Origin of the sequence: Micromonospora arborensis (assembly GCF_003205615.1) — a bacterium.
Classification (GTDB): domain Bacteria; phylum Actinomycetota; class Actinomycetes; order Mycobacteriales; family Micromonosporaceae; genus Micromonospora; species Micromonospora arborensis.
The window spans coordinates 1-13,901 of record NZ_PYBV01000024.1; the positions used below are offsets into that span (position 1 = coordinate 1).

General features: G+C 68.1%; 10 protein-coding genes. 8 read left to right on the top strand and 2 right to left on the bottom strand.

The genetic code is table 11. The features are described 5' to 3' along the window. Window positions 1-1,626 (top strand): RICIN domain-containing protein (locus tag C7C45_RS19445; RefSeq protein WP_110565111.1); only part of this gene is annotated, 1,626 nt, incomplete at its 5' end. A 71-nt stretch (window positions 1,627-1,697) separates the two neighbouring features. On the opposite strand, the gene C7C45_RS19450 is transcribed toward C7C45_RS19445, so the two are convergent. After that, complete coding sequence (locus C7C45_RS19450) at window positions 1,698-2,468, bottom strand: FadR/GntR family transcriptional regulator (RefSeq protein ID WP_110565112.1); 771 nt, start codon at window positions 2,466-2,468, stop codon at window positions 1,698-1,700. Window positions 2,469-2,613: 145 nt separating this feature from the next. Here C7C45_RS19450 and C7C45_RS19455 point away from each other — a divergent pair, with 145 nt between their 5' ends. The 7 genes from C7C45_RS19455 to C7C45_RS19485 all read left to right on the top strand — a co-directional run bounded on the left by C7C45_RS19455 (window position 2,614) and on the right by C7C45_RS19485 (window position 9,806). Continuing rightward, a complete protein-coding gene (locus C7C45_RS19455; RefSeq protein ID WP_110565113.1) occupies window positions 2,614-3,876 on the top strand; it encodes an ABC transporter substrate-binding protein in 1,263 nt (420 codons plus the stop codon). Between the two features lie 4 nt (window positions 3,877-3,880). Then, window positions 3,881-4,861, top strand: a complete 981-nt coding sequence (locus C7C45_RS19460; protein WP_110565114.1) for a carbohydrate ABC transporter permease — start codon at window positions 3,881-3,883, stop codon at window positions 4,859-4,861. Further along, window positions 4,861-5,688, top strand: coding sequence for a carbohydrate ABC transporter permease (locus C7C45_RS19465; protein WP_110565115.1), 828 nt, complete (start codon window positions 4,861-4,863; stop codon window positions 5,686-5,688). Before C7C45_RS19460 ends, C7C45_RS19465 begins: the two co-directional genes overlap by 1 nt. 1 nt (window position 5,689) lies before the next feature. Beyond that, a complete protein-coding gene (locus tag C7C45_RS19470) occupies window positions 5,690-6,913 on the top strand; it encodes a mandelate racemase/muconate lactonizing enzyme family protein (RefSeq protein WP_110565116.1) in 1,224 nt (407 codons plus the stop codon). Between the two features lie 105 nt (window positions 6,914-7,018). Next, window positions 7,019-8,044 carry a zinc-dependent alcohol dehydrogenase gene (locus tag C7C45_RS19475; protein ID WP_110565117.1) on the top strand — a complete coding sequence of 342 codons (1,026 nt, stop codon included), beginning with the start codon at window positions 7,019-7,021 and terminating at the stop codon, window positions 8,042-8,044. Beyond that, on the top strand, window positions 8,041-8,802 hold the full coding sequence (kduD, locus tag C7C45_RS19480; protein WP_110565118.1) for a 2-dehydro-3-deoxy-D-gluconate 5-dehydrogenase KduD: 762 nt from the start codon (window positions 8,041-8,043) through the stop codon (window positions 8,800-8,802). Before C7C45_RS19475 ends, kduD begins: the two co-directional genes overlap by 4 nt. After that, a complete protein-coding gene (locus C7C45_RS19485; RefSeq protein WP_110565119.1) occupies window positions 8,799-9,806 on the top strand; it encodes an aldo/keto reductase in 1,008 nt (335 codons plus the stop codon). The genes kduD and C7C45_RS19485 overlap by 4 nt, the downstream gene beginning before the upstream one ends. Before the next feature lie 78 nt (window positions 9,807-9,884). Here C7C45_RS19485 and C7C45_RS19490 read toward each other — a convergent pair whose 3' ends face one another. After that, on the bottom strand, window positions 9,885-13,433 hold the full coding sequence (locus C7C45_RS19490) for a ThuA domain-containing protein (protein ID WP_110565120.1): 3,549 nt from the start codon (window positions 13,431-13,433) through the stop codon (window positions 9,885-9,887). Window positions 13,434-13,901: the final 468 nt, after the last annotated feature.

The following is a 13,901-nucleotide window of genomic DNA, read 5'->3' on the forward strand; positions in this document are numbered from 1 at the left end:
CGGGACTTCCGGTCCCGTGGCGTGCCGATCGACTGTGTGGGGTTCCAGTCGCACCTGGGCACCTCGTTGGCCAGTGACTACCAGGCGAATCTGCAGCGTTTCGCCGATCTCGGTGTGGATGTGCAGATCACCGAGCTGGACGTGATGACCGGCGGCAACCAGGCCAACATCTTCGGTGCCGTCACCCGGGCCTGCATGGCCGTCTCGCGCTGCACCGGCATCACCACGTGGGGCGTGCGCGACTGCGACTCCTGGCGCGGGTCCGACAACGCCCTGCTGTTCGACTGCAACGGCAACAAGAAGGCCGCGTACACCGCCGTCCTGGACGCCCTCAACGGCGGCTCCACCCCGCCCACCACGCCCCCGCCGGGCTCCGGAGTGGACACCAGTGCCTGGTACGTGTTGCTGAATCGGAACAGCGGCAAGGCGCTGGACGTGTACGCCTCAGCCACCAACGACGGGGCGCGAATCAGCCAGTGGACGCGCAACAACGGCGTCAACCAGCAGTGGCAGTTCGTGGACTCCGGGGGTGGCTACTACCGGATCAAGTCGCGGCACTCGGGCAAGGTGCTCGATGTCAGCAACTTCTCCACCGCCGACGGCGGTGCGATCGTGCAGTGGTCCGACCTCAACGGGACGAACCAGCAGTTCCGGCTGGCCGACTCGGACGGTGGCTACGTCCGGCTGCTCAACCGCAACAGCAACAAGGCCGTCGAGGTGCAGGGCGCGTCCACCGCCGACGGTGCAAACGTCGTGCAGTACGCCGACTGGGGCGGCACCAACCAGCAGTGGCAACTCGTTCCCGTCGGCGGCGGCAACCCACCACCGACGGGTGGTAGCGGGTGCGGCAAGGCCCCGACGCTGTCCAGCGGCACGTACACGATTCAGAGCAACGGCAAGAGCCGCTCCTTCATCCTGCGGGTACCCGCCAACTACAACAACAGCAATCCCTACCGGCTGATCTTCGCGTTCCACTGGCGGGGCGGCACCATGCAGGAGATCTCCTCCGGCGGCACCAGCGGGACCCCGTGGTCCTACTACGGGCAGCAGGAGCAGTCGAACAACAGCGCGATCCTGGTCGCGCCTCAGGGGCTCGGCAATGGCTGGGGCAACTCCGGCGGTGAGGACATCACCTTCGTGGATGACATGATCAGCCGGATCGAGAGCAGCCTCTGCGTCAACCCGCGACAGCGCTTCGCCCTCGGCTTCAGCTGGGGTGGCGGCATGAGCTACGCCATCGCCTGCGCACGGGCCACCGTCTTCCGGGCCGTCGCGGTCATCTCCGGCGGGCAGATCAGCGGGTGCAGCGGCGGTACGCAGCCCATCGCGTACTTCGGGCTGCACGGCATCTCGGACAACGTCCTGAACATCTCCGGGGGAAGGGCGCTGCGCGACACCTTCGTCCGCAACAACGGTTGCACCGCCCAGAACCCGCCCGAGCCGGCAGGCGGCAGTCGTGCGCACATCACGACCGCCTACTCCGGTTGCCGGTCCGGGTACCCGGTGCAGTGGGCCGCGTACGACAACGGTCACATGCCCGGCCCGGTGGACGGCACCTACGCCGAGAGTGGCATCACGACCTGGACCAAGGGTGAGATCTGGAGGTTCTTCGCCCAGTTCTCGTAGGACCGGTCGGTCTCAGCTGGCGGCGCCTGCTCCCGTACCCCGGGGGTGGGCGCCGCCTCGTCGGTCGTCCGTCAGCGCTGCAGACGAACCGGCTTGCCCGAGCCACTGCGACGGACCAGCCAGGCCTCGGTGATGTGGGTGAACATCGCCTCCGCGGCGCCGTTGGAGTCGCGGGCGGCGATGCGCTCGTAGATGCGTCGGTGGCCCTGGTTGGACGCCACGCACAACGCGCGTTCGGTCCGGCCCATGTAGCGGGCGGTGTTGATGACCTGGCTCTCCAGCGCGCGCACCACACCACGAGCGATGCGGTTCCCCGATGCCTGCATGATCGTGTCATGGAAGGCCCGGTCGTGGTCGTGGTAGGTGACGTGGTCGTCGACGAGCTCGTCCATCCGGTCCACCATGGCCCGCAGTCGATCGACGGTCTCGGCGTCGGCGAGGCGGGCGGCGACATTCGCCATGTCGGATTCCAGGACGCGCCGGGTGACGACCAGGTCATCGAGGATGGCGAGGCTGTCGTCCACCGCGATGGTGGCCGCGAGAACGAGCTCGTCGAGCATGTCCCAGTGTGACGGCGGGGTGACCATCGTGCCGGCGCCCTGGCGGACCTGCACCAGCCCCTTCTCCTGAAGGATCTTCACTGCTTCCCGGACGACGGTCCGGCTCACGCCGAAGGTCTCGCAGAGGATCGGCTCGGGGGGCAACGATGTCCCGGACGGGTGTACGCCACGGACGATGCGTTCCACCAGTTCGGCGGTGACCGCCCTGGCGAGGTTGGTCGGCCGACGCACCCACGCCGGGGTTGCCGGGCTGTTCAGGGCCGTCTCCTGCGGTGGCGTCATGTCCCCTCCGAATGGCTCGCCGTGGCACGACGTCTGGCTCAGTGTACGGCCGAGTGTTGACGTCACACGTCATACGAGTTACCTTCCGGTCAACATTGGCTCGCGGGACACCCGCCGGCCACCCCCCATATAGAGGTGACAACTGATGAGACAGCGCGCAATGTGGTCGGCCGTCCTCGTCGTGGGCCTGGCCCTGGCCGGTTGTGGAAGTGCTAGTGATTCGGGCAAATCGACCAGCTCGGATGGCAAGCTGGTGGTGTGGGACTGGAAGTCCGGCGAGCCGTTCGCCAAATCCTATCTGGAGAAGGTCAAGGCCGACTTCAAGAAAAAGCACTCCGACGTCGAGGTCGAATTCGTCGCACAGCCCTTCGACCAGTACTACACGCTGCTCGGTGCGGCGATCCAGTCCGGCAAGGGCCCGGACGTCATGCTGTTCAACGGTGGCGGCCAGATCCGCGACCGGGTGGACGCGCTGGTGCCACTGGACGACTACGTGGCCGAGGACAAGCAGCGGCTGGCCGGCTGGGAAGCGTTCACCAAGGACAGCAAGATCTACGCCAGCCCGGTGACGTTGCAGGGTTACCCCATCTACTACAACAAGGCGATCTACCAGAAGGCGAACCTCGACCCGGCGAGCCCCGCCACCACGTGGGACAAGTTCTCCGCCGACTGCGCCGCCATCGCCAGGGCTGGCGCCAAGTGCTTCGCCCTCGGCAACAAGGAGGGCGTCGGCATCCAGTTCTGGCTCTCGAGCCTCGGGTCGACCACCCTCACCGCTGCCGAGTACGACGCCTGGATCGCCGGCAAGCGCGACTGGCAGTCGCCCAACGTCAAGCGGCTCTTCCAGCTCTGGAAGGAGGCCGGCGACAAGAAGATGAACAGCGACGGGGCCAACTCGACCGCGATGTTCAACGACTCCTTCGCGCTCTTCCAGTCCGGTAAGGCCGCGCACGTCATGGGTCTGATGTCGGACGTGGGGCACTGGCAGGACTTCAACGAGTTCCTGACCCCGGAGAAGCTCGGCGTCATGAAGGCCCCGATCATCACCGCCGGCACCACCCCGAGCCTGCCGTACGACGGTGGCATCGGCTACGCGGTCGCCAAGTGGACCAAGGACCCGAAGGTGGCCGCCGACCTGGCGCGCTCCCTGAGCTCGGCCGACGCGTTGAAGGCCTTCTACGCCGACGCCGGCGCGATCGCCGCCGACACCACCATCGACGTGTCCGCGGCCGGTCCGGCCGCCGCCACGCTCGTCAGCGAGCTGAAGAGCGGCAAGCCCGCTCTGCACGTGGCGCTCTCCTCGAAGACGCTGGACCTGATGGGGCGCCTCTCCCAGCAGCTGCTCAGCGGTTCGATCACCGTCGACGAGGTGGTGAAGCAGTTGGCCGCTTCCGACCAGGCGGGCTGACCTCGTGCCGATCGGAAACACGCAACCGTCGGTCCGTTCGGCTCAGGCCGGACGGGCCGGCGGGGCGGCGGTCACCTCCTCCGCACATCGGAAAGGCGCGCGCCCCCGTCGCGCCGGGGGCGGCCTGCGGGCCGAGCGCTACGCCCCCTACATCCTGGTCGCTCCGGCCGTCCTGATCATCGTGGTGCTGCGCCTCTACCCGCTGCTGCTCGGGGTCAACTTCTCCTTCACCGGTGACGGTGAGCAGAACGGGACGGCGGTCGGATTCGGCAACTATCGTGAGCTGTTCGCAGACCCCCTGTTCCAGACCGCGCTGCGCAATGTCGGGCTGCTGGTGCTGTTGCTTCCGGTGGCGGTGGCGATCCCCGGTCTGCTCGCGACGTTCATCTACCTGCGGGTGCCCGGTCACCGTTTCTACCGCAGCGTCTACTTCTTCCCCGCGGTGCTGTCGCCGGTCATCGTCGGTGCGATCTTCAACATGCTGCTCGCCTTCGACGGCCCCCTCAACGCCGTCCTCGGATCGGTCGGTGTTGGCCCGGTGGACTGGCTCGGTGACCCGGACCTCGCGATGTACATGGTGGTGGGCGTGCACATCTGGGCCACCTTCGGGATGGCCCTGGTGGTGTTCCTCGCTGGCTTCGCCACCCTGGACGCCGCGCTCCTGGACGCCGCCCGGGTGGACGGGGCGACGCTCCGCCAGGTCGTCTGGCACGTGATCATCCCGGCCCTCTCGCGCACCATCCAGTTCGTCTTCGTGACCACGATGATCGGGATGCTGACCTCGATGTTCGGGTTGCTCTACATCATGACCAGCGGTGGGCCGGAGGGGTCGACGTACCTGCCGGAGTTCTACATCTGGAAGCAGCAGGGCCAGATGAACCGTCCGGCTCTCGCGTCGGCCGCCTCGACGATCCTCTTCATGATCATGCTCGTCGTGGGGCTTCTGCAGATCAAGCTGCTCGAACGATCCGGAAAGGAGGACTGATGTCTCGCCTCCGCCTGGGACGGTGGTTGATCGCCATCCCCATGTCGCTGCTCGCCCTGGCGACGATCTACCCCCTGCTGTTCACCGCCAACGTCGCGATGAAGACCCGGCGGGACTACATCCTCGACCGGTTCGGCCTGACCGACGCGCTGCGCTGGGAAAACATCAGCACGGCCTGGAACAGCGTCGGCATGGGCCGCTACTTCGCCAACTCGCTGTTCGTGGTGATGGCATCGGTGTTCCTGCTGCTGTTGCTCGGGTCGATGGCCGGCTTCGCCCTGAGCCAACTGCGGTTCCGTGGCTCGTCGGCGTTGTTCCTGGGCTGCCTCGCGGGGCTCTTCATCCCGTTCCAGGTGGTCATGGTGCCGCTCGCCCGGATCATGGCCGACACCGCGCTCATCGACACGTACCCCGGCCTGATCCTGACCTACGTTGCCCAGTTCCTGCCCTTCACGGTCTTCCTCATGACGAGTTACTACAAGGGCATCCCGCCGGAGATCGTCGACGCCGCGCGGATCGACGGCAGCACCGTGTACGGCGTGTATCGCCGGATCATGCTGCCCCTGGGCACCCCGGCGCTGCTGTCGGTGGGCATCCTCAACGCCCTGTTCTGCTGGAACGACGTCCTCATGGCGCTGGTGATGATGCCCTCGGCCGAGCACCGGACGCTCATGGTCGGCGTGACCTCGTTGCGCGGGCAGTACTCCGACAACATCCCTAGCTTCGCCTCCGGAGTGCTGATCGCCGCGATACCCGTTCTGTTGGTTTACCTGTTCCTCCAGCGCCAAATTGCCGACGGCGTCGCCGCCGGTTCCACGAAGGGTTGACATGCGGATCACGGGATATCGGACGCTCACCACGGTCCAGGAATGGGGGCGACCCGTCGGCGATGCCAACGGGGTCTTCGCCGACGGGGTGGTCCCGGTCTCGCTCGTCGTCGTCGACACCGACGAGGGCATCTCGGGGGTCGGCATCGGCCCGCACGTCGAGATCGAGCGGATCTTCGCAGCCATCGAGGGCGAAGACCCCCGTGCCGTGACGTCCCTGTACGACCGCATGCTGCGGCACACCTTCAAGGCGGGCCACGCAGGGCCGGTGTTCGGCACCATCGGCGCTCTGGACACCGCACTCTGGGACATCAAGGCGCAGGCTGCCGGTGAGCCGCTGTGGCGGCTGCTGGGCGGACGTGACCGGCGGGTCAACGCCTACGCGTCCGGTCTGGACATCGGGCTCACCGACGACGAACTCGTCGCCGAGTACGAGGTCTACGCGAGCCACGGCTTGCGGGCGGCCAAGCTCAAGGGCGGCCTCGACATCGAGAGCGACCGGCACCGCCTCGGCCTGGTCAAGGACGTCCTGACCGAGGCCGGGCACGGCCGACGGCCGGGTCTGATGCTCGACGTCAACGAGGTGTGGACCCGCAAGCAGGCCGTCCGGCACGTCTGCGAACTGGAACGCACCCTGGACCTCATCTGGATCGAGGAGCCGGTCCGGCGCTGGGACGCCGAGGGCCTTGCCGCGGTCAGCCGAGGAGTGTGCGCGTCGGTCGCTACCGGCGAGAACCTCACCGGGCTCGAACAGTACCGTCCGCTGATCGCCGCTGGCGCGGTCGACGTCGTCCAGATGGCGGCCGTCTGGGGGGTCACCCACTTCCTGCGGACGGCCGCCCTGGCCCACGCCCACGACCTGCCGGTCAGCCCGATCGGCAACAGCCCGTTCGGGCTCCTGCACGCCGCGACCTCGGTGCCGAACCACCTGACCAGCGAATTGCAGGACCTGCACCCACCGGTCGGTGTCTCCATCGACCTGCACGTCGAGGATGGCGCCTTCATCCTCGGCGACTCACCCGGGCTGGGGGTCCGGGTGGACGAGGAGCAGATCCGGGCGGCCAACCGCCGCCCGCAGGCACAGACGGCCGACAGCCCCAACGTCCGGCCGGAGCGGGCCGGACGGCGGCTGCTGGCCGGGGTGGACGGCGTGATCCCCGCCCGCCAGGTGCCCGTCTTGCCGCTGAACTCGCGCAACGAGGTGTCGCCGACCGTACGACACTGAGCTGCCAACCAGAACAGGAAGGCGTGGGTGCATCGCCACGGCGGTGCACCCACGACCATGCCCGGTCGGCACGACCGACGTACCGACCGTCGAGACGGAGGAACGATGAAGGCAGTCGTCTACCGGGGGGCGCGAAACCTCGGAATCGAGGACCGTGACCCGGAGGCACCGGGTCGCGGCCAGGTACGGATCGAGGTGGCGTACACCGGCATCTGCGGCACGGATCTGCACATCTACCACGGCGACATGGACGCCCGGGTCGGTGACTCCGCGATCATCGGGCACGAGATGTCCGGGCGGATCGCGGCCATCGGCGAGGACGTGACCGGCTGGAACGTCGGTCAGGCAGTCACCGTGATGCCGACCCGGCCCTGCGGACGGTGCGCAGCCTGCAAGCGTGGGAACTCCCACGTCTGCCACGCGATGAACTTCCTGGGCATCGACTCGGCGGGTGCCATGCAGTCCTACTGGAACGTGCCGGCGGAGTTGGTCCTGCCGCTTCCGGAGGAGCTGCCCCTCGACCACGCCGCGCTTGTCGAGCCCGTCGCGGTCGCCGTGCACGACGTACGTCGAGGGAACGTGACCGCCGACGACCAGGTGGTCGTGGTCGGCGGTGGCCCGGTCGGGGTCCTCATCGCCACCGTCGCGCGGGGCCGCGGCGCGCGGGTGCTCCTCGTCGAGCCGGACCCGTTCCGCCGTGAGGTGGCGGAGGGAATCGGTATCGACACCGTCGATCCGCGATCGACCGATGTCGTGGCACTGGTCAACGACCGTACCGATGGCGCGGGCGCCGACATCGCCTTCGAGGTGTCCGGCTCCGCCGCCGGCGTCACCACGGCGGTCGACGTCCTCACCACCCGCGGCCGGCTGGTCATGGTGGCGATCCATCCCCAGCCCCGGGAGGTCAACCTGCACCGGTTCTTCTGGCGCGAGTTGGAACTGCTCGGAGCCCGGCTCTACCAGCGCGACGACATGGTGGAGGCGATCCGGCTGGTCGCCGCGGGTGAGATCCCGGCACGGCAGCTCATCTCCCGGGTCGAGCCGGTCGAGGCGGCCAGCGCCGCCTTCGCCGCGTTGGAGGGTGGCGGCGTGATGAAGGTGCTGCTCGATGTGCGGGAGGGCAACAAGTGACCGCGTTGTTCGATCTGTCCGGACGTACCGCCGTCGTGACCGGGGCCCGACGTGGCATCGGCCTGGCCATGGCCGAGGCCCTGGCCCTGGCCGGTGCCGACATCGTGGGTGTCTCCGCCCAGCTCGAGGCGGAGGGCAGCGAGGTCGAACGTCGGGTGCGGGCCGCCGGTCGGCGGTTCACCGCGCTGCGGGCGGACCTCGGCGACCGCGCCGCCGTACACCGGTTGGCCCGCGACATCACCGCTCTCGGACCGGTCGACATCCTGGTGAACAACGGCGGCACGATCGCCCGGACCCCGGCCACGGAGCACCCGGACGAGATGTGGGACCACGTGATCGAGGTGAACCTCAGCAGCCAGTTCGTCCTGAGCCGGGAGATCGGCCGGACGATGGTCGAGCGTGGCCGTGGGAAGATCATTTTCACGGCCTCGCTGTTGAGCTTCCAGGGTGGCATCACCGTCCCCGGTTACGCCGCTTCGAAGTCGGGCGTGGCTGGCCTCACCAAGGCGCTGGCGAACGAGTGGGCTGCCCACGGGGTGAACGTCAACGCCATCGCCCCCGGCTACATCGCCACCGACAACACCCAGGCGTTGCGCGACGACCCAGACCGCAACCAGGCGATCCTCGCCCGGATCCCGGCCAGCCGGTGGGGTCGCGCCGACGATCTCGGCGGTGCCACGGTGTTCCTGGCGTCGACCGCGTCGGACTACGTCAACGGCATCGTGCTGCCCGTCGACGGCGGCTGGCTGGGCCGATGAGGGAGCGCGCACTGCCGCGTCGCCCGGAGGTGCTCCTCACCGAGCTGGGCTTCGGCGCGGCCCAGGGTGGCAACCTCTACCGGACGACGGCAGACGAGGAGTTCGCCTCGGCGGTCGACGCGGCGTGGGAGGCGGGCGTCCGATACTTCGACACCGCGCCGCACTACGGCCTCGGCCTGTCCGAGCGCCGACTCGGCGCGGCGTTGCGGCAACGGCCGCGCGACGAGTACGTGGTGTCGACGAAGGTCGGGCGACTTCTGGTGCCGTCGCCTCAGGACGCGCACCGGCGGGACTCCGACGGATTCGATGTCCCCGCGAGCCACCGGCGAGTGTGGGACTTCAGCCGCGACGGCATCCTCCGCTCCATCGAGGCCAGCCTGGACCGGACCGGGCTGGACCGGATCGACATCGCCTACCTGCACGACCCGGACGACCACTGGGAGCAGGCCGCACACGAGGCCGTACCCGCCCTGATCGACCTGCGGGACCAGGGCGTCGTGGGTGCTATCGGCGCTGGCATGAACCAGTCGGCGATGCTGGCGCGGTTCGTGCGGGAGACCGACGTCGACGTCATGATGTGCGCCGGGCGGTACACCCTGCTTGAGCAGGGTGCGGCCGACGACCTGCTGCCGGTCGCCGAGAACCGGGGGGTGGGCGTGGTCATCGCGGGCGTCTACAACTCGGGGCTGCTGTCGCAGGATCGGCCGCCGGCCGATGCCGTCTACAACTACCAGCAGGCCCCACCCGAGGTGATCGAGCGGGCGCGGCGGATCGCCGCGGTCTGCGAGACGTACGGGGTGACCCTGCCGCAGGCGGCACTCGCCTTCGTCCGCCGGCATCCGGCCGTGGTGTCGACGGTGGTCGGCGTCCGCAACGAGGCGCAGGTGGCCGAGACGGTGCGACGGTCCGAGGTCGCCGTACCCGGGGAGCTGTGGGACGCCCTGGCCACGGCCGGGCTGCTCACCGCACCGCCCGGTCCGGACTCCGCAGTCCAACCGAACTGACACAGACGTCCCGGCCGGGACCGGCTCCGATTTCCGGACACCGGTCCCGACCGGGACGTCATCTGTTACCGCGACAGGTCACACCGCGGTGAACCGCCACTGCTGGTTGGCCGCGCTGTGGCAGGTCCACTGCAACAGTCGGGCGCCGTCGGTGGTGGCCGCGCCGTTGACGTCGACGCAGAGGCCGCTCAGCACACTCTTCACCGTGTACACGCCGGAGGTTCCCGTCGCCGTGGCGGTGAACTTCTGCTGGTTGCCGTTGTTGCAGGTGGCCTGCTGGAGGAAGGCACCCGCCGCAGTCGAACTACCGACCACCTCGACGCACTTGCCGCTGTGCACCGCCTTGAGGTAGAGCGCGCCATTACCGGCGTCGACGGCCTGCCACCTCTGGTTGTTGGCACCGGTGGACGCCCACTGGGTGATCTGGGCGCCGTCGGCGGTGGAGACACCGCTGACGTCCATCAGCTTGTTGCTGTGCTGCGCCGTGACCGTGTAGGTCTTCCCCGCCAGGCCACCGCCGGTGCCGGTGCCGGGTGTCCCGACGCCGTTCCCGCCGAAGGTGTGCGAGTCCAGATCGAACGAGTTGCTGCTGTTCTTGAACACCATGTAGAGCGTCTGTGTCCCGCTGAGCGCGGCGACGCTCACCGGAGTCGTGGACTGGTAGTTGTCCCAGCCGCCCGTATTGGGCACCGTGGTGGTGGCCAGCAGGGTGCCGGTCGGCGAGCCGGCGCGCAGCTCGATCGAACCGCCACCGGAGGGCGACGACACCCGGTAGCTGACCGTCGAGATGCCCGACAGGCTCATCGGGCTGAACGCGATCCAGTCGTTGGTGGAGATGTCGCCGACCCGCTTGGTGCTCTCCGCCGCCGCCTGGTCGACGACCCGGATGCCGGACTGGCTGCTGAAGTACTCGGACTGCTTGTGCTTCGGCTGGAGGATCGCCTGGGCGGTCCCGGTGAGCGGGGCCGCGCCCCCCGCACCGCCGCTGTCGGTGTACCGGGCGTTCAGCACGTAGAACAGGTTGGCGCCGTCGGGGTGCCCACCGAGCAGGTCGGTGGAGATGGTGCCCGAGCAGCCCGGGTACTCGGTGGTCTCGTGGGCGTGGTCGTCGTGACCCAGCGCCGGGTTGAGGAACACCTTCGAGCAGTCGACAGTGCCGCCGTCCGGATCGGTGACGGTGATCTGGTATGGCACCTTGTCACCGAAGGTGAGCATGCCGCCGTTGCCCGGTGTGGTGATGGTGAGCACCGGTGCGCTGTTGCCGACGGTGATCTGGACGTTGGCGAAGCCCGTCTTGCCGGTGCTGTCGGTGACCTTCAGCTGGGCCGTGTAGTTGCCGTTGGCGGTGTACGTCTTCGACGGGTTGGCCGCCGTGGAGGTGGTGCCGTCGCCGAACGTCCACTGGTAGCTCAGCGTGTTGCCGTCCGGGTCGGACGTGCCCGCACTGCTGAACTGGACGGTCAGCGGCGACTTGCCGCTGGTGGGCGTGCCGGTGGCCTTGACGATCGGGGACCGGCCGCCCTGGATGTAGTCGATCCGGTAGAGCCCGGAGTCGCTGTTGCCGCCGCCGAAGTTGGTGCCCCACTCCAGCAGGTAGAGCGAGCCGTCCTTGCCGAACTCCATGTCCATCGGCTTGTTGAAGCCAACGCCCGGCAGGAACGAGTTGGTGCGGGTCACCGCCGAGGAGGAGTCGAAGTGCACCTCCTTGACGTAGTTGCGCGCCCACTCGTAGAAGAAGTGCACGCCGTCGTAGTAGGCGGGGAACTTCGTCTGGGAGGGGTTCGACGCGTCGTAGCGGTAGACCGGGCCGCCCATCGGCGCGGAGCCGCCGGAGCCGAGCTCCGGGAAGGTCGTCGAGGCGGGGTAGCCATACCAGATGTTGGGCATGACGACCGGCTTCAGGTTGACCAGACCGGTGTTGTTCGGCGAGTTGTTGACCGGTGCCGAGCAGTTGAACTTCGCGCCGACCACGCCGGTGTCCGGGTTGTACGGAGCGTAGGGCTGGTTGTTGCCGTGGCAGAACGGCCAGCCGTAGTTGCCGGGCGTCTTGATCACGTTCAGCTCGACCAGGCCCTCCGGGCCACGGTTGGTGGTCGGCGGGTTGCGGTCCGGCCCGTAGTCGGCCAGGTAGACCCAGCCGTTGGCGGGGTCGATCGAGAACCGGAACGGGTTGCGGAAGCCCATGGCGTAGATTTCCGGCTTGGTCTGCGCGGTGCCCTGGGGGTAGAGGTTGCCGCTCGGGACGGTGTAGCCACCGCTGGCTCCGGGGCGGATGCGCAGCAGCTTGCCGCGCAGGTCGTTGGTGTTGCCCGCGCTGCGGGCGGCGTCCAGGTTGGACTTGCCCGAGCGCCAGTCCAGCGGGGCGTAGCCCTGCCAGTTGGGGTCGAGGTTCGGGGGCGTGTCGTCGCCGGTGCCGATGAAGAGGTTGCCGTCCGGACCGAACTCGATGTAGCCGCCGGTGTGACCGGGCTCCGGGAACGTCCGGTCCCGGTACGCCGGGATGTCGATGATCGTCACGCCGCTGGACATGTTCAGCGTGTCACCGCTGACGGTGTAGCGGGAGACGCGGTTGACGTCGGTCGAGCTGCTCGCCGGGGAGTGGTAGAGGTACACGTACCCGTTGGTGGCGAAGTTGGGGTCCAGCGCCATGCCGGTGAGGCCGTCCTCGCCGCCGGTGTAGACACTCAGCGTCCCGGCGGTCACGGTGCTGTTGGTGGAGGGCTTGAAGATCTTCAACTGCCCGCCGCGCTGGGCATAGAACACCCGTCCGTCCGGGGCTACCGCCATCGCCATCGGGTCGACGGTGTTGTCGTCCAGGGTGCGCTTCTCGAAGTTGCTCCAGACGGTGCCACCGCAGTCGCCGGCGACGTTACCGGCGGCCCACTTCACGCCACCGAGCACGTGGTTGCGGAAGTTCGTCTCGCTGTAGGAGTCGATCGCGTGGCCCATCGCGGTGGCCCACACCCGCCCGCCGGCGGTGTTGCGACACCAGGAGATCGGGTGGTCCGGGCCCATCGCGCGGGACCCCGGGTTGTACGTCCGCTCGTCGGCGGTCACCAGGACGTGCACCTTGCCGCGCGGGTTGGAGTCGAAGTTGTACCACTCCTCGCTGCGGTTCCAGCGATCCGGCAGACCGGCCGTCGACGGGTGCTGCTTGTCGGCGACGATCGCGGTGCCGGGCAGCACGCCGGGGGAGTGCTCCGGCATGTGGGCGCCGCCGTTGATGGTCTGGTCCCACCACGGGTACTCGGACTCGATACCCATGTCGGTGGCGTTGTGGATGCCGACGATGCCCTTGCCGCTGGCGAGGTAACCCTCCACTGCCTGGCGCTGGGCGGCCGAGGTCCAGACCATGCCGGAGGTCTGGAACATGATGATGACGTCGAAGGTCGCGAGGTTGGCAGGGGTGAAGACACTCGAGTCCTCGGTTGCCACCAGCTCGAAGTTGTTCGCCGCTGCCTGCTGCTGGAACATGGAGATCCCGGCGGGGATCGAGTCGTGCCGGTAGCCGGCGGTCTTGGTGAACAGCAGGGCGCGGAAGGCCGGGGCCGCCGACGCGGGTGGGGCGAGTCCGAGCGCCAGCAACAGGCCGGCGATCACTGAGATGAGCAATGTGTTGCGACGCATGCCGTCTCCTAGGTTGGGCGGGCAACTCCGATTGCCACCACGGGCGCCACGGCTCGTCAGGTTGTGCCTGGACGCGCAGGGGTGCACGGGGTGCGGTGGTCGGTCCTCGTGCCGTTCGCCGAAACGGCAGTCAGACCCGTAGGACGTCACACAGCGTGATGACCGCTGTAGATCTCGTCCGGTGATCCACGAGGTCAGGATGAGCTAGAGATCGACCTCTGTCAATTAATACGACGACGTCCGACGTCCTGCCCAAGTGACGACGGTCGTGCGCGGCTCCCTCGCTGCGGCGCCGCTGTCGATCGGGTGATGGCCCTGGCAATCAGCCCCGGTCGAGGATTGCGGACCCGCAACCAAACATCTATCTTCATACGTGTGATGTTTCGTCGATGTCAAGGGAATGTTCGCTACACGCAAACATAAGCCTTCGTCGATAGCTACGAAAGTTCGCAGTGCGGTGCCACAGAA

Bases quoted from the DNA above. Each gene is read 5' to 3' on its own strand.
- C7C45_RS19450 (WP_110565112.1), bottom strand. From the start codon at position 2,468: ATGACGCCACCGCAGGAGACGGCCCTGAACAGCCCGGCAACCCCGGCG.
- C7C45_RS19470 (WP_110565116.1), top strand. From the start codon at position 5,690: ATGCGGATCACGGGATATCGGACGCTCACCACGGTCCAGGAATGGGGG.
- C7C45_RS19485 (WP_110565119.1), top strand. From the start codon at position 8,799: ATGAGGGAGCGCGCACTGCCGCGTCGCCCGGAGGTGCTCCTCACCGAG.
- C7C45_RS19465 (WP_110565115.1), top strand. From the start codon at position 4,861: ATGTCTCGCCTCCGCCTGGGACGGTGGTTGATCGCCATCCCCATGTCG.
- C7C45_RS19475 (WP_110565117.1), top strand. From the start codon at position 7,019: ATGAAGGCAGTCGTCTACCGGGGGGCGCGAAACCTCGGAATCGAGGAC.
- C7C45_RS19490 (WP_110565120.1), bottom strand. From the start codon at position 13,433: ATGCGTCGCAACACATTGCTCATCTCAGTGATCGCCGGCCTGTTGCTG.
- C7C45_RS19455 (WP_110565113.1), top strand. From the start codon at position 2,614: ATGAGACAGCGCGCAATGTGGTCGGCCGTCCTCGTCGTGGGCCTGGCC.